General features: G+C 68.4%; 16 protein-coding genes and 1 pseudogene. 5 read left to right on the top strand and 12 right to left on the bottom strand.

Features of this window, described 5'->3' with window-relative positions; genetic code table 11:
* Nucleotides 1–75 precede the first annotated feature (75 nt).
* The 4 genes from OHT21_RS40400 to OHT21_RS40385 all read right to left on the bottom strand — a co-directional run bounded on the left by OHT21_RS40400 (nt 76) and on the right by OHT21_RS40385 (nt 4213).
* On the bottom strand, nt 76–903 hold the full coding sequence (locus OHT21_RS40400; protein ID WP_328773203.1) for an ABC transporter ATP-binding protein: 828 nt from the start codon (nt 901–903) through the stop codon (nt 76–78).
* Nucleotides 904–956: 53 nt separating this feature from the next.
* A complete protein-coding gene (locus OHT21_RS40395) occupies nt 957–1898 on the bottom strand; it encodes an ABC transporter ATP-binding protein (RefSeq protein ID WP_328773202.1) in 942 nt (313 codons plus the stop codon).
* Between the two features lie 79 nt (nt 1899–1977).
* The gene (locus tag OHT21_RS40390; protein ID WP_328773201.1) at nt 1978–2958 is read right to left on the bottom strand and encodes a branched-chain amino acid ABC transporter permease; all 981 of its coding nucleotides are present in this window, start codon (nt 2956–2958) and stop codon (nt 1978–1980) included.
* Nucleotides 2959–2962: 4 nt separating this feature from the next.
* Nucleotides 2963–4213 (bottom strand): branched-chain amino acid ABC transporter permease, encoded by a 1251-nt coding sequence (locus tag OHT21_RS40385; protein ID WP_328773200.1) that lies wholly within the window; start codon nt 4211–4213, stop codon nt 2963–2965.
* 583 nt (nt 4214–4796) lie between these two features.
* Between OHT21_RS40385 and OHT21_RS40380 the strand changes: the two genes are divergently transcribed.
* The gene (locus OHT21_RS40380) at nt 4797–5699 is read left to right on the top strand and encodes a LysR family transcriptional regulator (RefSeq protein WP_328774412.1); all 903 of its coding nucleotides are present in this window, start codon (nt 4797–4799) and stop codon (nt 5697–5699) included.
* A 93-nt stretch (nt 5700–5792) separates the two neighbouring features.
* Here the strand turns inward: OHT21_RS40380 and OHT21_RS40375 are convergent, their stop codons facing one another.
* From OHT21_RS40375 to OHT21_RS40365, 3 genes and pseudogenes are all read right to left on the bottom strand, one after another.
* Nucleotides 5793–6398, bottom strand: a complete 606-nt coding sequence (locus OHT21_RS40375) for a fibronectin type III-like domain-contianing protein (protein WP_328774411.1) — start codon at nt 6396–6398, stop codon at nt 5793–5795.
* A gap of 54 nt (nt 6399–6452) precedes the next feature.
* A pseudogene (locus OHT21_RS40370) lies at nt 6453–6700 on the bottom strand (DUF6192 family protein); the annotation flags it as partial.
* A gap of 52 nt (nt 6701–6752) precedes the next feature.
* Nucleotides 6753–8102 carry a mucin-1 gene (locus OHT21_RS40365; protein ID WP_328773199.1) on the bottom strand — a complete coding sequence of 450 codons (1350 nt, stop codon included), beginning with the start codon at nt 8100–8102 and terminating at the stop codon, nt 6753–6755.
* A 182-nt stretch (nt 8103–8284) separates the two neighbouring features.
* Between OHT21_RS40365 and OHT21_RS40360 the strand changes: the two genes are divergently transcribed.
* The 4 genes from OHT21_RS40360 (at nt 8285) to OHT21_RS40345 (ending at nt 12678) form a co-directional block, all read left to right on the top strand.
* Nucleotides 8285–9307, top strand: coding sequence for a LacI family DNA-binding transcriptional regulator (locus OHT21_RS40360; protein WP_328773198.1), 1023 nt, complete (start codon nt 8285–8287; stop codon nt 9305–9307).
* Between the two features lie 106 nt (nt 9308–9413).
* Complete coding sequence (locus OHT21_RS40355) at nt 9414–10757, top strand: ABC transporter substrate-binding protein (protein ID WP_328773197.1); 1344 nt, start codon at nt 9414–9416, stop codon at nt 10755–10757.
* A 61-nt stretch (nt 10758–10818) separates the two neighbouring features.
* Nucleotides 10819–11817, top strand: a complete 999-nt coding sequence (locus OHT21_RS40350) for a carbohydrate ABC transporter permease (protein WP_328773196.1) — start codon at nt 10819–10821, stop codon at nt 11815–11817.
* A gap of 6 nt (nt 11818–11823) precedes the next feature.
* Nucleotides 11824–12678, top strand: a complete 855-nt coding sequence (locus tag OHT21_RS40345; RefSeq protein ID WP_328773195.1) for a carbohydrate ABC transporter permease — start codon at nt 11824–11826, stop codon at nt 12676–12678.
* Nucleotide 12679: 1 nt separating this feature from the next.
* Here the strand turns inward: OHT21_RS40345 and OHT21_RS40340 are convergent, their stop codons facing one another.
* The 5 genes from OHT21_RS40340 to OHT21_RS40320 all read right to left on the bottom strand — a co-directional run bounded on the left by OHT21_RS40340 (nt 12680) and on the right by OHT21_RS40320 (nt 20266).
* Nucleotides 12680–13639 (bottom strand): formylglycine-generating enzyme family protein, encoded by a 960-nt coding sequence (locus OHT21_RS40340; RefSeq protein WP_443050549.1) that lies wholly within the window; start codon nt 13637–13639, stop codon nt 12680–12682.
* A gap of 42 nt (nt 13640–13681) precedes the next feature.
* Entirely contained in the window at nt 13682–16024 is a 2343-nt protein-coding gene (locus OHT21_RS40335; protein ID WP_328773193.1) for a SpoIIE family protein phosphatase, read from the bottom strand.
* Nucleotides 16025–16137: 113 nt separating this feature from the next.
* Nucleotides 16138–16662 carry a MarR family winged helix-turn-helix transcriptional regulator gene (locus OHT21_RS40330; RefSeq protein WP_328773192.1) on the bottom strand — a complete coding sequence of 175 codons (525 nt, stop codon included), beginning with the start codon at nt 16660–16662 and terminating at the stop codon, nt 16138–16140.
* Nucleotides 16663–16744: 82 nt separating this feature from the next.
* Nucleotides 16745–18388 (bottom strand): SMP-30/gluconolactonase/LRE family protein, encoded by a 1644-nt coding sequence (locus OHT21_RS40325; protein WP_328774409.1) that lies wholly within the window; start codon nt 18386–18388, stop codon nt 16745–16747.
* A gap of 33 nt (nt 18389–18421) precedes the next feature.
* Nucleotides 18422–20266, bottom strand: a complete 1845-nt coding sequence (locus OHT21_RS40320) for a flavin-containing monooxygenase (protein ID WP_328773191.1) — start codon at nt 20264–20266, stop codon at nt 18422–18424.
* Nucleotides 20267–20326 lie beyond the last annotated feature (60 nt).

Genomic DNA, 20326 nt, shown 5'->3' with positions numbered 1-20326 from the left:
GTGCACGACCGTGCCGTGGCGGGTGTCAGGATCGAACGCGAGGGGACGGTTCGACCGGCATGTGGGGTCGTGTTCCTAGTTCCGCCTGCCGCCAGGCGTGCCTTCTGCCTGGGCGGCCTTGGCCAAGGTGCCGAGATACAGCTCGATCACCCTGGGGTCACGGGCCAGCGACTGTCCGGACCCGGTGTAGGCGTTGCGTCCTTGGTCGAGGACGTATCCGCGGTCGCAGATCTGCAGGCAGCGGCGTGCGTTCTGCTCGACCATGACGACCGATACACCGGTGCGGTTGATGGCTCGGGTCTGGACGAACACCTCGTCCTGCATCGCCGGGGACAGGCCCGCTGAGGGTTCGTCGAGCAACAACACGGAGGGTTCCATCATCAGAGCCCGGCCCATAGCCACCATTTGCCGCTCACCGCCTGACAGTTGTCCGGCCCGCTGCTTGCGGCGCCGGCCCAGCGCAGGGAACAGATCGGTCACGAACGTAAACCGGGGGGCGAACTTCTTGGGGGACTGATAGCACCCCATCTGCAGGTTTTCCTCGATGGTGAGCGAGGGGAAAATGTTGTTGGTCTGCGGTACGAAGCCGATCCCTTGGGATACCAGTGCGTCGGCGCGCTGGTTCGTGACCTCCTCGCCCCGCAGGCGAACCGTCCCGGTCGTGACCCTGACCAGCCCGAAGAGTGCTTTGAGCAGTGTCGACTTGCCGGCGCCGTTGGGTCCGATGATGCCGACCAACTCGCCGGGTTGGCAGTACAGATCGGCGCCATTCAAGATGTTGACTCCGGGGAGGTACCCGGCGATCAGATTGTCGGCGCGAAGGGTTGCGCCCTCGGCCGCCTGCAGATGCCTTGTCCGCGCTGCCTGGTCGATCTTCGGGGCGTTGGGATCGGTGTCAGCCACGATCTCGCCCTGATCGGTGACCTGGGAGTCCGATGGGCCGTGATGGGCAGTAGTCATCTCGGGACCTCCCGGTCGACCTTCTGCTCGGCGTGGTCGTGCGCGTGCTCGACCTTGAGCACGTGTTCGAGCTCGCTGATGTCGGTGTCGTGGCGAGCACCGAGGTAGGCGTCGATCACACGTTCGTCGGACATGATGGATGCGGGGGGTCCCTCGGCGATTACCTTGCCCTGGGCCATGACCACCACCCAGTCGGAGATCTCTCGCACCATGTCCATGTCGTGTTCGACGAACAGGACGCTCATCCCCTGATCCCGCAGCGACTTCACATGTCCGAGCAGGGACTGCTTCAGCGCTGGGTTGACGCCGGCCATGGGTTCGTCGAGCATGACCAGCTTCGGTTCGACCATGAGCGCTCGCGCCATCTCGAGCAGCTTTCTCTGACCGCCTGACAGGGATCCGGCGAAGTCTTCCTCCTTGGCGTCGAGCTTGAACCGCTTGAGCAGGTCTCGGGCCCGGTCGGTGATGTCTCGTTCCTGCGCCCGCCACAGGGCGGGGAGCGCGGCGGCCCACAAGCGTTCGCCACGCTGACCTGTGGCACCCATCCGCATGTTCTCCAGCACTGTCAGTTTCGAGAGCACTCTGGTCAGCTGGAAGGTCCGGACCATGCCGAGGCGTGCCACTTTGTAGGCTGCTTTGCCTTTGAGCGGTGTCCCGTCGAAGGACCATGAACCGGCATCGGGTTGATCGAAACCGGTGAGCAGGTTGAAGAACGTGGTCTTGCCTGCACCGTTGGGTCCGATCAAGGCGGTGATGACCCCGCGTTGGATTTCGAGATGTTCCACGTCGACCGCGGTGAGGCCTCCGAAGGTGCGGCGGATTCCGTTCACGACCACAACGGGGTCGGGTTTGGCAGCGCCGGGCTCATGCGGCACCGACTGCAAAGCAGTCCGGCACTCGCGCATCGACTTGTTCTCCGCGGCGCCGGGGTCGGGCACCCTTGCCTGGGACGTGTCACCGGCAGCGTAGACGTCCTTGGGTGCGGTGCCCGAGGAGGGGTGGTCGGTGGGGAAGTTGTCAGTGGGCATCGAGCGCGAGCTCCCTTCGATCACCGAAGATGCCTTGCGGCCGGTAGATCATCAGCAGCATCAGCACCAGTCCGACCAACATCAGCCGGATGATTGACGCTTGGTCGGCGTTCATGAACTGCGCCACGACCGGGTAGCCGGCCAACTGCGTCAGGACCGATCCGAGGAACGACAGGATCGCCCAGAACATCACCGCGCCGACGACCGGACCAAGGATCCGAGCGGCGCCACCGAGGATGAGCATGGTCAAGGCGATGAAGGTGAAGTCCAGGTTGAACGTGTCGGCCTGGACGGAAGCGGCCCCGAACGCGCCCACGAAGCCTCCGGCGCATCCGACCACTCCACCGAGGATGAGGGCCTGGATCTTGTAGCCGTAGACGTTCTTGCCCAGAGACCGCATCGCGTCCTCGTCTTCACGGATGCCCCGAAGAACCCTTCCCCACGGTGATCGCATCAGGGCCCAGGTGAGCAGACTGATCATGATGACCAGGCCCCAGCCGACGAGGACTGTCCACAGTTCCTCCCGGCTGTAGGTCAGGAAGAAGCCGTCGTAGTTCGGCAGCGGGTTGAGGCTTCGGAACCCGGCGGTGAAGCCGGTCACACCGTCCTTGCCGTGAAAGTACGTCCGGAACGACGTCCCGAACACAAGTCGTAGGATCTCTGCCGCCGCGATGGTGACGATCGCCAGGTAATCCGCCCGAAGACGCAGGGTGGGGATACCCAATATCAACGCCAACGCCACGCTGAAGGCGATCGCGAGCAGGATCGCCAGGACGGTGGGAACTCCGCTGGTGGCGATCGCCGCGCCCATGATGTAACCGCCTACCGACAAGAAGGCGGCCTGACCGAAGTTGACCAACCCGGCGTAGCCGAACTGAATGTTCAAACCGATCGCAGCCAGGCAGAACGAGACGGCGAGATAGCCGAAGCCGTCGTGCAGTGCCCCCGTGACGGCGCCGATGATGTCCATGTCCTCACCCGATCCTCTCGGCACGGCCGAGCAGGCCTTGTGGTCGGACGAGCAGGACCAGCACCAGCAGAACCATCGCGCCTGCGAACTTGAGTTCCGATGGGATGACCAAGGTTGAGGTCTCGACGAACAGCCCGATGATGATCGAGCCGATCAGCGCGCCCCACACTGATCCCAGACCTCCGACGCAGGTAGCGGCGAAGATCAACAGCAGTACCTGCGCGCCCAGTTGGTAGCTCACCGACTGGGAGAATCCCAGGAACGCTCCGCTCAGTCCCGCCAGCGCGGTGCCCACGATCCACACCGTGGCTATGACACGACCGACGTTGATCCCCGTCGCAGAGGCCAGGGCCGGATTGTCCGACACCGCGCGTGTGGCGCGACCGAGCCGGGTGTACTGCAAAGCAAGAGTGACCGCCACGAGCGCAAGCCCGCTGATGGAGAAGACGACGACATCCCGCATGGTGTAGGTGAACAAGCCGAAGGCATCCCGGCCGACGGGCGTGACGTAGTCGCGGTAGGTCAAGGCGCGGCCACCTGTGAAGTACTGGTAGAAGTTCCGGAGAAAGAACTGCAGACCGATCGAGACGATCATCATGGCGATCAGTCCCGTTCCCCGGCGTCTGAGTGGCCTCCACAAACCCTTTTCGTTCAGGTAGCCGAAGAATGCCGACAGCCCTACCGCCACCGCCACGGCCACGACGATGGGCAGCCCTACGACCCGGTTGCCGAGATAGGTGGCGAACGCCCCGAAGGTCACCAGCTCGCCGTGGGAGAAGTTCGACAGTCCCGTCGTGCCGAACACCATGGACAGGCCAAGAGCCCCCAACGACAGCACCAGGCCGAACAACAGACCGTTGTAGAGCAGTTGGGGGACCTGGTCCCACACCGTCGACACTTGACGCGTGTCGGGACCGAGGGGGAAGTTGACGGTGATCGTGCTCAAGGTGCCCGTTGGCCGCAAGGTGTTCGACGTTCCGTCGCGGATCTGCACGTCATCAGGAAGCGTTTTGGTGTCCAGGATGACGGCCAGAGTGCCGGAGTCACTGCCGGGCACAGTGATCGCGAACCGGCCTTGGTCGTCGCTGGCGCCCGTGTAGGTCTTCCCCGTACTGGTCTGGACACTGACCTTCACCCCGGCGACCGGTGCGTTGTTGTCTGCAGAGTTGCGCAGCGTTCCCTGCACGGTCCGATCGCCGGCCGCGTACGTCGGAGCGCTCGCTGCCACGACGCCGAGCAGGGCGACCAGGATCATGACCGCTCCCAGCAGTGGTGACAGGCGAGCAGGATGGCGGCGTACGCGCCAACGTGCACGGGGTGGTGTCATGGCCTCTCCGAGGTTGCATGGCGTGATATCTGATCGGCCTACGGCGGACGGGCGAGCCGGCAGGCAGCGACGACAGCGTGGGGAGACTGACGACCAGTACAAGGCGCCGCGGGCTGCGGCGGCCGTGGCGCGGATCTCGGGGTGGCCGATTCTCGCGGTCCTGGAATGCTAGGCGGCCCCGCATTGTCCGGTCCAGTCGTTGTTATCGATGCGCACTCATCGATATTTTCGACCAATCAACGGCGCGCGATGATGCTGCCGGCCTCGGCGGGCGGGAACCGGTTCCGGTATCGCCCAGCTGGTGCAGGGCGACGAGGACACCGTGCGCGATGTGATCAGGCACCGCACGGCTGCCCCACCGCGGCCGCTGGGAGCGGCCCTCCCCAAGCCGGCAGGAAGTCAACGGCGCCGGCAGTCTCGCGGTGCCTCAATGCGGGGCAGCAAATGCTTTCGCGTACGATTGGTTGTCCCACGTGACGAATCGGTGGTCGCGGGCGGCGATTGGTGCGTGATGTACGACCTTCACCGGCTCCGGTTGCTGCGCGAACTCAAGCACCGCGGCACCCTTGCAGCTGTGGCTTCGGCCCTCTCGTACAGTCCTTCGACCATCTCCTCGCAGCTTTCGCAGCTGGAGGCCGAGGTGGGCGTCCCGCTCCTGGAACCAATGGGACGTCGGGTCCGTCTGACGCCCGCGGCGGAGATGCTGGTCGGGCATATCGAGGTGATCCTGGACCGGCTCGAGCAGGCCGAGGCCGATATCGCCCGGGCCAAAACCGTGCTCGAGGGGGACCTGCGGATTGCAACCTTTCAGACTGCTGCCAAGACTCTGGTCCTGCCTGCCGTAGAACTGCTTCAGCGCGAGCATCCGCAGCTTCGCGTCCACGTGCATCAGGAGAACGAACGCACACCGCTGCGGGCGCTTGTCGCGCACGAATACGACCTGGTCATCGCCGAGGAGTACCCAGGAGAGCCGCCGTCGGCTCTGACCGGCCTGCACACTCAGCTTCTCCTCGAGGATCCTCTTCTTCTAGCCACCCCACCGGACGGCGAGCCGCCGCAACTCGCAGCTCTCGCACACCTGCCCTGGGTCATGGAGCCCGAGGGCAATGCCGCCAGGCGCTGGGCCAGCGCTGTCTGCCGCCAAGCCGGCTTTGAACCCCACGTTCGCTACCAGTCGACCGACCTCACCTTCCATGTGAGATTGATCGAAGCCGGGCAGGCGGTCGGATTTCTCCCCAAACTTGCCTGGGGCGTCCACGCTCCTACGGTGACACTTTCCGAACTGACGCCGCCGAACACTCGGCGCGTCCTCATCGCTACCCGCACTGGCAGCCACGATCACCCGGCCGTCGTTGCTGCCCGCGTCGCGCTCGCCCGAATCAGCCGCAGCGCACGGGATCTGACCCGGAGTTGACGCCCGAGGGGGCCTCGCGCCGTTCGCAGCCACGCCGCTCACGAAGTCGACCACGGAGTTGTGGAACAACGTCGCTGATCCCCGGCGACGGATTCACGCCGGCTCGCTCGGTATGCGGACGGTGAGATCGGCTGTGAGGGGTACGGCGCCGGCGGAGGAGCCGACGTCGAGGTGGAACGTACCCGGCTCGAGGCTCCAACGGCCGTCTGTGGTGTTCCAGTGTTGGAACGCTCGCGTTGTCAGCGGCACCGTCGCGGTGACCTCTTCGCCCGGTGCGGCGCTGATGGCGGTGAACCCGGCCAGCCAGCGGGCCGGTCGTTCGATGGCGCTGCCGGGCCGGCGCAGGTAGACCTGCACAACCTCCCGGCCGGGGCGCCGGCCGCTGTTGCGTAGGTGGACGGTGATGTCCACCTCCCTGTCCAGGTCCACGCTGGTCGGTGCGTCGATCGAGAGGTAGTCCCACGTCGTGTAGCCCAGTCCGTGTCCGAAGGGGTACCGGGGTGCTGGGGCGCCGGCCCGGTACCTGCGGTATCCGACGTGAAGTCCCTCGTCGTAGCGCAGCGCGCCGTCGGTGGGTTGTGTGGACGGTAGAGCGTGTTCGTTGTCGGGCCAGGTGGTGGGCAGCCGGCCGCCCGGTTCGACGAGGCCCAGCAGGACGTCGGCGAGGGCGTTGCCGAACTCCTGGCCGTTCGTGCCCACGAGGAGCCGGACGAGTTGCTCGTCCAGGGTGAACTCGCCGTGGTCGAGAGTGCCTTCGAGCCAGCCCGCCGCAGCGCGGACACGGCCGATCTGCCGGCGGACGGTCTCCCGCTCGTTCTCGGTGAACTCCTGCCCGGCAGTTGCGGGACCAGCCGGCCCAGGGTGGGCACGAAGCTGTGGCAGGAGCCGACCGGGTCGAGGTACTCGATGGTGTGCTCGATCGCGCGGACGGCAGGGGTACGTTCGCGGATCTTCTCTCGCGCCTCGGCGGAGTAGTCGAACTGGGCGCGGCTGACGAGCATCCGTGTGATGTCGTCACGCATCGTCAGTCGGACCAAGGGCGGTTCCCGCGCGTCACCGCGGCGCGGGCCCGGGCCAGATCGCCGAGGCGTCGTCGCGGTGGGGGTCGGGCAGCCGGATCGGGCGGACGGGGACGGTGCGTTCGCGTCCTTCGGTGAAGGCTGTCCACGGGGTTGGGTGGCCGGAGTAGCACAGGGTCGTCAGGGCGAAGACTCCGTCGGCGTAGACCTCGACGTACTCGCCGATGGTGAGGATGCGCAGCGAGGCCGCGGGTTCGCTCAGGATGGTCTCGCCGAGCCGGGTGCCGTCCGGGCCGGTGACCCAGAGGTTCTTGCCGTCGCAGCCGACGGCGAGGGCGGCACGGTCGGTGCCTGGTGCGTCGGTGCGCAGGGTGATCTCGACGGGCCCGGAAATGCCGATGTCGCCGACCGCGTGCAGGGTGGGGCGGTCCGTCTCCTCGCCGAGCCAGGCGTTCAGGCCGGGCCACCATTCCAGACGAGGTGCTGAATCGCCTTGCACCACAAGGGACTTGGGCTGGGCGAGCATGCCGCGGCAGCGCTCCCCGGCATCGCTGAGACCGACCTGGCGAGGTGTGGTGTGCAGGACGACGCGGGAGCCGTCGGGCGCGGCGATGACGCGTGGGGCGTACGAACCGGTCGGGCCGAGCGGTCCGCGGCGGGTCCACGGCCCTCGCAGGGCCGGCGCTGTCCACGCCTCGAAGCCCCGGGTGGAGCCGATGGAGCCGAGCAGCAGCCAACTGCCGTCGTCGAGGCGTTCCAGGACCGGGCACTCCAACTCGTTGACGTCGCCCGGTGAGATGAGCGGCGGGTGGACGGTCCAGTGCTCCAGGTCGTCGGAGGTGGCGAGGGCCACGCAGCCGCTGACCTCCACCGGGAGGGAGGCGTCGCTCGCGCAGACGACCATGACCCAGCCGTCACCCTCGTCGTCGCGTACGACGAAGGGGTCGCGCCAGCCCATCTGCTCGCCGGTGCGGTACCAGCGCGGGTCCGCCTCGACGACCGGCCCGGTGCCATGGCGGCGCCAGCCGGTGCCGTCGGTGCGGTCGGAGTACGCGAGGCCGACGGACTGGAGCGGCCAGCCGGCCGAAGTCAGCCCGCTCACCCCGGTGTAGAACATCGCCATTCCCTCGCCGTACCGGAACGGATGCATCGTCCACACCGCCTGCGCGTCGAAGCGGTCGGGCAGCCCGTTGCCGAAGGCGGGTCCCTGCGGCTGCCAGTGGACCAGGTCGGTGGAAGTCGCCCGGCCGTACGAGGTCTCCATCCGCAGGTGATCGAATTCGGCCGTCCAGGGCCCCTGAAGGTGCAGCACCGAGTAGGTGCCGTCCTCGTCCCGGAGCAGGGCGAAGTCGTTCAAGCAGAGGCCTGGCGGGGCGTATCGCATGCGCAGTTCCTGTCGGCTCACAGCGCCCAAACGCGTGCGCTGACCATCGAGTTAAAACGGACTCAGTTTGGAATCGGCCCAAGTAAATCTGAACGCAAACGCTTGCGCAACAACGAGGCCGGGTTTACGGTCTCGTCACCCCCACATCACACCGACGTGAAATCAACGGGAGGAACTGCGCCGTGACGGCCAGCATCAACGACGTCGCCCGCGCCGCCGGCGTCTCAGCGTCCACCGTGTCCCGCGCTCTGCGCGGCCGGCCGGGCGTTTCCGACGAGGTGCGGGACAAGATCACGGCCGTCGCCGCCCAGCTCGGCTACACCGCGTCCCGTTCCGCCGCCAGCCTGGCCAGCGGCCGTACGTACACCATCGGCGTCCTGGTTCCGTACGTGGGCCGCTGGTTCTTCGGCACCGTGCTGGACGCCGCCGAGCGCGTGTTCAGCGCCGCCGGATACGACGTGCTGCTCTACAACCTCGGCTCGCCGGAGATACGCAAGCGTTTCTTCACCAGGCTTCCGGTGCGCAAGCGGGTGGACGCGGTGCTCACGCTGCTCATCCCGGACGAGGAGGAGTCGGCCGCCCTGCGCTCGCTGGGGGTACCGCTGGCCACCACGGTCGGCGGATCCCGGCCCGGCTTCACCGTCGTCGGCATCGACGACCGGGCCGGCACGGAGAGCGCCGTACGGCATCTGGTGAACCTCGGCCACCGCCGGATCGGCATGATCAGCGGGGCCAGCGGACCGCTGCACTGGACCACCCCGATCGAGCGGCGCAACGCCTACCTGGACGTCTTGGCCGGTGCCGGAATCGAGCACGATCCGGCGTTGGAGGCGGACGGCGACTACACGGTCGAGGGCGGTGAGCGGGCCATGACCGAGCTGCTGGCCATCGCCCGCCCGCCGACGGCCGTGTACGCGCAGTCCGACGAGATGGCGATGGGTGCCCTGCGCGCCCTGCGCCGCCACCGGCTCAGGGTCCCGGAGGACGTGTCGGTGGTCGGCTTCGACGATCACGAACTCGCCGATGTGGTCGGCCTGACCACCGTCGCCCAGCCGGTCGCCGACCAGGGCGCCGAGGCCGCCCGGCTGCTGCTGCGGCAGTTGGACGAGCCCGGCGCCGAACCACCCGCTGCGCAGGTGCAGATGCCCATCCGTCTCGTCCTGCGCGAGACGACCGCCCCGCCCCGCCCGCGCGGACCGCAGTAACCCGCCACACCCCTTGAGACCCCTCGAGCCCCACAGCCCCACGACCGGACAGCACTTCAGCACGTCAGCAAGACCAACCCTCGCCACAGCACGGAAGGCACAGCACATGAGTTCGTCCAGCAGAAATGTCCGCCGCACTGCCAGTACGGGCCTGGCCCTCGTCCTGCCCCTGGCGGCGCTGGCCGCCTGTGGCGGGGGCGGAACCACCGATACGTCCGCGGAGGCGGGCAGCGGAAAGGGCACCATCAGCGTTTGGGCCCACCAGGGTCAGAAGAGCGAGGACACCGCCATACAGAACGCGGTGAAGTCCTTCAACTCCTCGCAGAAGGACATCAAGGTCGAGCTGAAGCTGATCCCCGGCAACGACTACACGAAGACCATCACGACGACGGACGCCTCGGCGCTGCCGGACGTGATGGAGTTCGACGGCCCGACCATGGCGAACTTCGTCTTCAACCAGAAGCTCGCCCCGATCGACGACTACGTCTCCCCCAAGACGCTGAGCAACGCCACCGACGCCATCAAGGCGCAGGGCGAGATCGACGGCAAGCACTACGGTCTGGGCCAGTACGACTCGGGCCTGGGCATCTACGGCAACAAGAAGCTGCTGGACGCGGCCGGTGTGAAGTACCCGACGAGCGTGGACGACGCCTGGACGGCGGACGAGTTCACCGCCGCGCTCGAGGCGCTCAAGGCCAAGGACTCCGACGGCAAGGTCCTCGACATCCAGGAGAACAACGGGCTCACCACCGAGTGGGGCACCTACGGCTTCTCCCCCATCGTCTGGTCGGCCGGCGGTTCGCTCCTCAAGGACGGCAAGGCGGAAGGCGCCCTCGACTCGCCGGAAGCCGTGTCTGCCCTGAAGACCTTCCAGTCCTGGAAGTCCAGCGTCGACCCCAACACCGACGGCAACGCGTTCGCCAAGGGCCGCGTCCCGCTCAGCTGGGTCGGCCACTGGATGTACCCCGCGTACAGCGAGGCCCTCGGTGACGACCTCGTCGTCCTGCCGCTGCCCGACTTCGGCAACGGCCCCAAGACCGGCCAGGGCTCCTGGGCCTGGGGCATCGGCGCCGACTCCAAGAACGCCAAGGCCGCCGGCACGTTCCTGGACACTCTCCTGAACGACGAGAACGTCGCCGCGATGACGACGGCCAACGGCGCCCCGCCCGCCACGAAGTCCGCGCTCGCCGCGAGCGACCTCTACAAGCAGGGCGGCCCGCTCCAGCTGTTCTCCGACCAGCTCGCCAAGCCCTGCGGTGACACCGACATCGCCAAGTCCTGCGTCGCCGTGACCCGCCCGCTGACCGCCGGGTACCCCACGGTCACCGCGAAGTTCGCGGAGGCCCTCAACTCGGTCTACAGCGGCGCCGACCCGAAGGACGCCCTGGCCAAGGCCGCCAAGGCCATCGACCAGGACTTCTCCGACAACGCCGGCTACGAGATCCCGTAGGACCCATCGGCCGGGGCGGGCCGCGCACACCGCGCCCGCCCCGCCGGGAACAGGACCCCCCGTGAAATCCGTCGAACCCGCGCACGCCGCGCCCCATGCCCGGGAGCAGGCCCCACCCGTGACCTCCGTCGAACCCGCGCGACCCGCGCGTTCTGTGCGCAAGAACCGCGACTGGTTGCACGGACTGCTCATGTCCACGCCCGCCGTCGTCGGACTCATCGCCTTCGTCGGTATCCCGTTCGGCTACGCCGTCGTCCTCTCCTTCTACAACGTCCGCCTCGGCTCCCCGCTGGAACCGACCTGGTTCGGCATCGAGCACTACCGGCGGCTGTTCACCGACCCCGACCAGTCCGGCCCGTTCCTCAGGTCCCTGTTCAACAACCTGACCTTCGCCGCGGTCGTCGTACCCGTGCAGACCGGTCTGGCGCTCGGTCTGGCGATCCTGCTCAACCGCAAGCTCAAGGCGATCGGCCTGTTCCGGTCCCTGTTCTTCATGCCGGTCGTCTTCCCGATGGCACTGGTCGCCGTGATCTGGCGGCTCATCCTCGCCCGCAGCGATCAGGGCATGCTCAACTCCGCGCTGGACGCGGTGAGTTTCGGCAACTGGGGCGCCTTCGACTGGCTCGGCGACTCAGCCACCGCGATGATCTCGATCATCATCCTCTCCATCTGGCAGGGCGTCGGCTTCCAGATGGTCATCCTGCTCGCCGGACTCCAGAGCATCCCGAGCGAGCTCTACGAGGCCGCCGAGCTCGACCGCGCCTCCCGCTGGCAGCAGTTCCGCCATGTCACCCTGCCCGGCATCCGCGGCACCCTCGTATTCGTCGCCATGCTCACCTCGGTGCTCTCCTTCCGCGTCTTCGACCAGATCTACGTCCTCGTCAAGGGCGGCGGCCTCAACGAGGACGCGGCCCGCACCGTGATGTACCAGGCGGTCACCACCGCCTTCGACCAGAACAACATCGGCCAGGCGTCCGCGATCACCGTCGTCTTCTTCCTGATCGTCCTCGTCCTGTCCCTCATCCAGCGCCGCGTCGTCCGGCCCGACAACGAGGACTGAGCATCCATGAGCATGAACCCGGGCCTCACCCGCACCCCCCTGCGCCGCTTCCTCGACTACGCCGTCCTCTCCGTGCTGGCGTTCGTCTTCGCGCTGCCCGCCATCTACCTGCTGGTCGGCAGCCTCAAGCCGTCCGACGAAGTCCTCAACGGTCTGTCCGGCTTCCTGCCCACCAACCTGTCGTTCGACAACTACACAGCCGTCCTCGACAGCCTCAACTCCGACAGCACCGGCTACTTCTGGCGCTTCATGGGCGTCTCGCTGCTGCTGGCCTTCGTGGTCGTGACGGGCGGTCTCTTCGTCAACTCCATGGCCGCATACGGGCTTTCACGGCTGAAGTGGCGCGGGCAGAACGCCGTCTTCACCCTCGTCCTATTGCTGATGCTGATCCCGTTCGAGTCGGTGGCCGTGCCGCTGTTCTACATGTTCAACGACCAGCGGAACACGCTCCCGATCCTGGCGCTGCCGTTCATCGCCAACGCCTTCTCGGTCTACCAGTTCCACACGTTCTTCCGCACGATCCCGCCGAGCATCGAGGAGGCCGCCCGCATCGACGGCGCGGGCCCGTGGCGCACCTTCTTCGCCATCATCGTCCCGATGTCGAAGCCGGCCTTCGCCTCGGTCGCGATCCTGACCTTCCTCATCCAGTGGGGCTCGTTCCTGTGGCCGGTGCTGATGGTCTCCGACCCGTCGGTACGGCCGCTGCCGCTGGAGATGAGCGTGTTCCAGGCCCAACTGCCCCCGGACTGGGGTCAGATCCTTGCCTTCGGCGTGCTCCTGGTGCTGCCCGTGCTGATCGTCTTCTTGTTCTTCCAGCGGTGGTTCGTGCAGGGCGTCGCCAGCTCGGCCGTCAAAGGCTGAGTCAGCTCTTCGCCGGGTCCCGTACACAGCGGAAGCCCAGGTTGCCCACCGAGCTGTCCGGGGTGTTGCTGGTGCGCGCGGCGACGCGGTAGCGGTTGCAGTAGGAGTCGTGGCACAGGTAGGAGCCGCCGCGCATCACGCGGGCCGTGCCCTGCTCCGGTCCCGTGGGGTCGGTGTGGGGCCCGGTGCCGTGGTCGGTGCCCCACCAGTCGGCGCACCACTCCCAGACGTTGCCGGAGGTGTTGAACAGGCCGAACCCGTTGGGCGGGAAGGCGTCGACGGGGGCGGTGCCTTTGTAGCCGTCCTCGGCGGTGTTGCGGAACGGGAAGCGGCCCTGCCAGATGTTGCAGCGGTGTTCGCCGCCCGGCGTGAGCTCGTCTCCCCACGGGAAGCGCTTCTGGTCGAGGCCGCCGCGGGCCGCGTACTCCCATTCGGCCTCGGTCGGCAGCCGGGAGCCCTCCCACCGGCAGAACGCGAGGGCGTCGCCCCAGGACACATGGACGACGGGGTGATCCCAGCGGCCGTCGAGTTCGCTGCCGGGCCCTTCGGGCGCCGCCCAGTACGCGCCCTGGACCCCGCACCACCAGGGCGTGCCCTCCGGCCGCGGCGACACCTTGCGCAACTCCCCCGGCAGGAACCTGGCGAAGACGTACGACCAGCCGAACCGCTCGGCGTCGGTGCGGTAGCCCGTGGCGTCCACGAAGGCGGCGAAGCGTTCGTTGGTGACGCAGCGGGTGTCGATCTCGAACGGCCCGACGGTCACTTCGCGGATGGGCCCCTCGCCGTCACCGGGGTTGGCGTCGGCGTCCTCACCGCCCATACGGAACGTGCCGCCGGGCAGCGCCACTCTGGAGCCGCCGGGCGCCGCACCGCTGCCGGGAACGGGAACGGGCGGCTGCGGCTCGGACGCGGCGGGTGCCGTTTCGGAGGACCGGCCGGGTGCGCAGCAGTGGGAATTCACGCGGCCAGTACAACACGCCCCTTGTCGGCCGACGCGGGCGAGTCACCCCGGCGGCAGCGGCTGCTGTGCCCAGATCGTCTTGCCGTTGACGGTCTGGCGGCTGCCCCAGCGCTGGGTGAGCTGGGCGACGAGCAGCAGACCGCGGCCGCCCTCGTCGTAGACGTGCGCCCGGCGCAGATGCGGCGAGGTGGAGCTGCCGTCGGAGACCTCGCAGATCAGCGCGCGGTCGCGGATCAGGCGCAGCTGGATGGGCGGTTCGCCGTAGCGGATCGCGTTGGTGACCAGTTCGCTGACGACGAGTTCGGTGACGAAGGCTGTCTCGTCCAGGCCCCATTCGGTGAGCTGGTCGGTGGCGTACCGCCGGGTGGCGGCCACGATTTCGGGGTCGGGCTCGATGTCCCAGGTGGCCACCTGGTCGGCGCCGAGCGCACGGGTGCGGGCCAGCAGCAGGGCCACGTCGTCGGCGGGCTGCGGCGGGAGTACGGACTTCAGCACCGCGTCGCACAGGGCGTCCAGCGAGTCTGCCGGCACGGTCAGCGCACGGCACAGCTCGGCGGTGCCCTCGTCGAGGTCGCGGTCCCGTCCCTCGATCAGCCCGTCCGTGTAGAGGGCGATCAACGAGCCCTCGGGCAGCTCCAGTTCGGTCGCCTCGAAGGGCAGGCCGCCCACCCCGAGCGGCGGCCCGGCGGTCATCTCGACGAGCCGCGTGGTGCTGTCGGGCAGCAGGACGGCGGGCGGCGGATGCCCGGCACCGGCGACGGTCAGCCGGCGCGAAACGGGATCGTAGACCGCGTACAGACAGGTCGCTCCCAGCTCCGCGACATCGTCGGTGGTGCTCTCGTCCGTCGCCAGGTGCGAGACCAAGTCGTCGAGGTGGGTGAGGAGTTCGTCCGGCGGCAGATCCACGTCGGCGAGCGTCCGTACGGCCGTACGCAGCCGTCCCATGGTCGCGGACGACTGAAGTCCGTGCCCGACCACGTCCCCGACGACCAAGGCGACCCGGCCGCCGGACAGCGGGATCACATCGAACCAGTCGCCGCCGATACCGGCCACCGCCCCGCTCGGCAGGTAACGGTGGGCCACCTCCACGGCCGCCTGCCCGGGCAGCCCCCGTGGCAGCAGGCTGTGCTGAAGGGCCAGCGCGGTCGACCGCTCACGGCCGAAGCGGCGGGCGTTGTCCACACAGACGGCGGCCCGGCTCGCCAGCTCCTCGGAGAGGACGACATCGTCTCCGGCGTACGCGTCCGGGTTGGCGGCCCGTACGAAGACCGCGACGCCGAGTGTCGTGCCGCGGGCCCGCAATGGCACCGCCAGCATGGAGTGGGCCCGCACGCCGTACTCACGGTCCTTGGCGTCATGCGCCTCGTGCCCGCTCAGCCACCGGTCGAAGTCCGGCGCGCCGGCCCCGCTCAGCAACGCCTGTCCGTCCAGCAGTGCTCGCGCGGGCGGCGAGAACGGCGGATAGGTGTCCGCCTCGCCCAGTTCGACGGCCGCTTCCGGTGTGCCTGTGGTGACGGACCGATGGGCGGCCCTGCGCAGCACGACCTCGGGGTGCTGCGTCGTCGGCGGTTCGTCCGCTCCGAGGACCCAGTCGAGCAGGTCGACGGTGGCGAAGTCGGCGAAGCGCGGGACGACGAGCCCGACGAGTTCCTCGGCGGTGCGCACCACGTCCAGGGTGGTGCCGATGGAGGCCGCGGCCTCGTTCAGCAGGGCAAGGCGCTGCCGAGCCCAGTGCTGCTCGCTGCTGTCGAACGCCGCCAGGGCGGTGCCGATCAGCTCGCCGGAGGGGTCCCGTACCGGCCACATCTCGATGTTCCACGCGTGGTAGCGGGTGCCGGAGGGTGCGCGAGTGAAGCTCTCGTACTGGACGGGTTCGCCGGTCTCGGCGACCTGGCGCAGATGCTGCAGGAAGCCCCGGCTGTGGTCGGCGTCCTCCACGGTGTCCGGGTAGTACCGGCCGATGAGGGTGTCCTCCGGGACGCCCATCACCTGGCAGGCCACGTTGTTGAGCCGCAGGTAGTGCTGCCGAGCATCGAAGATCGACATCGACATCGACGCCTGGTCGAAGGCCTGCGCCGCGAGGCTGGGCCGCTGCCCGTCGGACGGCTCGGCGGTGACCACGAATCCGGTGGCCGCGCCGTCCGCGCCCAGCAGGGGGCTCGCGTTCAGGGCAAGCGCGAGCCGGGATCCGTCCCGGTGCCGCAGTACGACGCTGCCCGTCAGCGCGGCGACGAGTTCGGGCGGCGCGTGCTCGGCGAGCAACTCCCCCGCCGTCCGGCCCACGGCCTCCTCGGCCGCGTATCCCGTCAGCCTCCGGGCACCCTCGCTCCACCCCGTCACGGTGCCCTGTGCATCAAGGATCGCCGAAGCGGCGACATGCTCCATACGCCCCAGAATGAGGGCTTCGTGGCTTCCCAACAACCCGGCTGCCACCGGCATCTCAACCGACTGTCGCCGGCCCTCAACCGGCTGTCACACGCGGAACTCCAGCCCGCAGGTCAGGGCTTGCGTGCCACCGGTCCCGCTTCCTCGCCCGCGCCGATCTCGGCGGCGTAGGAGAGGAAGTCGTCGACCATGCGGTGGAAGAGCGTGGCGAGCTTCTGAAGTTCCTCGGGGGACCAGTCGGACAGGGCCAGCTGCATACCGCGGGCGCTCATCTCTCGGATGCGATCGACCGCTTGCCGGCCGGCCTCGGTGATCTGGATGCGCTGGGCACGGCGGTCGTCGGGGTCGGGTACGCGGGTGACGTAACCGCCCTTCTCCAGCTGCTGCACCTGACGGGTCACGTGGGAGGCCTCCACGGCCAGCCGGTTCGCCAACTCGCCCGGGCGCATCGGTTCGGAGTCGCCGATCTGCCGCAGGAGTGCCACGGCGGCGCGGTCCAGCGGCACTCCGGCCAGCGCCATGAGCCGGTCGTGCTGACGCGTTCGGCCCATGAGATACGCGATGCGCGTGAGCGCCCGCTCGATCTCGATCACTTCCGTGGAGGCGGGGGTGGTGGGGGCCGGAGTTGGTGTGGACATACGGATCACTTTACCAGCTTCTTGCCTAACTCAACTAAATCCGCCCGTCGCCCGCCGGTTGCTCGCGCTCCGGTACTCCCCCTCAGGGCGCGGGCCTGGGCGACAACCGGAGCACGCTGCCCTCGCCGTTGGCCGAGAGGAGCAGGGAGCCCTCCGGAGTGACGGCGAGACCGGCGAACTGGCCGGGCGAGCCGGGCATGCCGTGGGCGAACAGCGCGGGCTGTTCGGTGGGTCCGGTCCCCGGAGGCAGGCCGACCGCCAGGTCCTCGGCGTCGACTCTGGTCTCGCCCGTGCTGAGGGAGATCGCCAGCAGCCTGCGGTGCTCGGTGTCCACCGTGAACAGTTCGGCGCCCAGGACGGCCAGCCCTTGCGGTGCGCCCAGCCCCTCCGCGACGGCCACCGCCTCGCCCTCATCTGTCCCCTTGTCGATCCGGTTGTTGATCCGGAGAACCGCCCCACGCCGGTCGTCGCTGACATAGCAGCGCCCCTCCGCGTCGAAGGCCACATCCACGGGGTGCTCGAGCCCTTCCGCGAGCACGGTGACGGAGTCGTCCCGCTCGTCGATCCGTACGACTCGGCCGGCGCCCGCCTCCGCGACCACGAGCGAACCGTCCGGCCCCACCGCGATGCCGAGCGGCTGGTTCAGCCCGGCCGCCCGTAGCCGCCTGGTCTTCTCGACGGGGTCGTAGGTTTCGACGTTGCCGTACTGGGAGGTGAGGTGCAGGAGCCCGTCCGCGGCGGTGATGCCATGGGTGAAGACGAGCAGCTCCTGTGTGGTCACGTCGCCCGGTTCGCCGTCGGCGGTGGGCTCCGGGCGTGCCACGCGGTAGTGGTCGGCGGCGTAGACCGTGCCGCCGAGGTCGATCGTCACACCGTAGGGGCCGTCGAGTCCGCGGGGCACGATCTCGCGGATCCGGCCGTCGGGGTGCATCTCCGTGACACCGCCGCTGGCGAAGCTGGAGACGAACATGCGGTTCTCGGCGTCGAAGGCCGCGTTGTCCAGGCCGACGACACCGCTGGTGACGATCGACGTGTCGCCACTGCCGAAGAGGTCGATACGGGTCACGATGCCGGCCTCGCCGCGGGACAGCACCGTCAGCACCCCGCCCTGGTCGAAGCGCACCGCGACGGGCTCGTGCACGTCCTCCGCGACCCGCTCCGGGGCGCCGCCGTCGGGAGGTATCCGCCAGACCTCGTTGGTGAGCATGTGCGGGTAATAGAGGTGACCGTCCGGGCCTAGTTGCATCGCGTTGCCGAAGACCAGCCCGTCGGTGAGCACCACCGGGTCGCCGCCGTCTGGGAACAGCTCCAGCAGGCGGCCGTCCATCTTCATCTCGTTGACGAAGAGGCGGTCGCCGACGCAGGTGATGCCGTTGGGCACCTTCACCTCGTCGGAGACCAGGGTGTACTCGCCCTCGGGACTGCGACGCCACACCCGGCCCGGCGTCAGATCCGCGATGTACATCGAACCGTCCGCTCCGAAGGCCAGGTCGTCCGGCGCCTGGACCGGACCGTCGAGCGGCACGACCACGTCGACATCCCCCGTGGCAGGGTCCACGGCGCTGATCTGCCCGGCGATGAACTGCGCGACGTACAGCCGCCCGTCGGGGCCGAAGGTCACCCCGTTCGAACCCCACAGCCGGCTCGGCCGGTTGAGCCGTCTCATGTCCCACCGGCTGCTGGTGGCGGACCGGCGGCCGGTGTCGTCGTAGCGGCTGGGCTGCATGCTCACTCCCACTCCCCTGTCCTCAGGCCCGATTCATTCGGCTTCGACGAGGACATCGCGCATACCGCCGTTCTCGCGCCAGCGCCGGAGCAGTTCGTGGAAGGCGACCGGCCCGTCGCCGTACGACTCGCTGCGCTCCCTCGGCCTGCCCTCGTTGTTGTAGTAGCCGGGCGTGCACTCGGCCTGGAAGGCGTACAGGTCGGCGGCCTTCTCCCGGATCGTGGCCACCCAGGCGGCCTCCGCCTCTGCACTGGGCTCGATATAGCGCGCCCGCCGCTTGCGGGCCTCGCCGACGACCGCGGCCACATGGGTGGCCTGCTCGTCCAGGATGTGCACGTAATTGACGGCGCTGGCGTTCTGCACCGGGCCGAGCTGGAAGAGGTTCGGAAAGCCATGACTGTAGAAGCCGTGCAGCGTCTTCAGACCCTCCGTCATCCAGGTCTCCAGGAGGCCGGCACCGCCACGGCCGTGCACCGGGACGAGTCCGGAAAGGATCCCCGAGATACCGACCTGGAAACCGGTCGCGAAGATGATGCAGTCGACCTCGTACTCGTTCCCGCCGACCACGATCGCGTCCTCGGTGATGCGCTCGACCCCGCCATGGTCGGCCGTGTCCACCAGGGTCACATTGGGCCGGTTGAACGTGTCGAGGTAGTTGTCGCTGAAGGTCGGCCGCTTGCACATATAGCGGTACCAGGGCTTGAGGAGTTCGGCCGTGGCCGGGTCGTCCACGATCGCGTCGACGCGGGCACGGATCTCGTTCATCTTCTGGAAGTCGGCGAGCTCGTACAGCCGTTCCCGCTCCTCGGGAGAGACGTCCGCGTAGCTGTTGCTCGGGATGAGCTTTTGCTGCAGCCGCGCGGTGGAGGTCCAGCCGTCGTCGACCAGGTCCTCGTCCGCCTGACCGCCGGTGACGAGCCGGAGGAAGTTCTCCCTGCGGCGTTTCTGCCAGCCGGGAGTGAGCGACTTGGCCCACTGCGGATCCGTGGGGCGCTGACCGCGTACGTCCACCGAGGACGGGGTGCGCTGGAACAGGTACAGGTGCCGTGCGTCGCGTCCCAGATGCGGCACGATCTGGATCGCGGTGGCGCCGGTGCCGATGACCGCCACCCGCTTGTCGGCCAGCTTGTGCAGGTTCCCGTTCGCGTCGCCGCCGGTGTACTCGTAGTCCCAGCGGCTGGTGTGGAAGGCGTGCCCCCGGAACGTCTCGATGCCGGGGATGCCGGGGAGCTTGGCCTGGCTGAGCGTTCCGCTGGACACGACCACGTATCTCGCCCGCATGCGGTCGCCGCGGTCGGTGGCGACGATCCACTCCAACTCTTCCTCGTCCCAGCGCAGTTCGGTCACCTGGGTCTGGAAGCAGGCGTCGTCGTAGAGGTCGAAGTGCTTCCCGATGGCCTGAGCGTGCTGCCGGATCTCCTCGCCCGGCGCGTACTTCCACTTCGGGACGTAGCCGAGCTCCTCGAGCAACGGCATGTAGACGTACGACTCGATGTCGCAGTGGATGCCGGGATACCGGTTCCAGTACCAGGTACCGCCGAAGTCCCCGGCCTGCTCGACGACCCGGATCTCCCGCACGCCGGCCTGCCGCAGCCGCGCACCGGCCAGCAGCCCGCCGAACCCGCCGCCGACGACCAGCGCCTCGACCCGGTCGTGCAGCGGCTCACGCGGCACGAACCGGGTGTACGGATCGTCGGCGTACGAGGCGAACTCGCCGACGAGCGGCTTGTACTGCCGGTTGCCGTCGGGGCGGATCCGACGGTCGCGCTCGGCCCGGTACTTCTCGCGGAGGGCGTCCGGGTCGAAACCCAGCTCCTCCGGGGTCAGTTCCTCGGAGGTTAAGGGGGTGGCGGCGGACGGTTCGTGGGGGGTGGTCATCCGGGTCCTCTCTGCTGTCCGTGCTATCCGTGCTATCCGTGTGCAATTACCGTTGTACGG

It is taken from the genome of Streptomyces sp. NBC_00286, assembly GCF_036173125.1.
GTDB lineage: Bacteria > Actinomycetota > Actinomycetes > Streptomycetales > Streptomycetaceae > Streptomyces.
The sequence above is the reverse complement of the archived record's forward strand: the minus strand, read 5'-3'. Positions and strand labels throughout refer to the sequence as shown.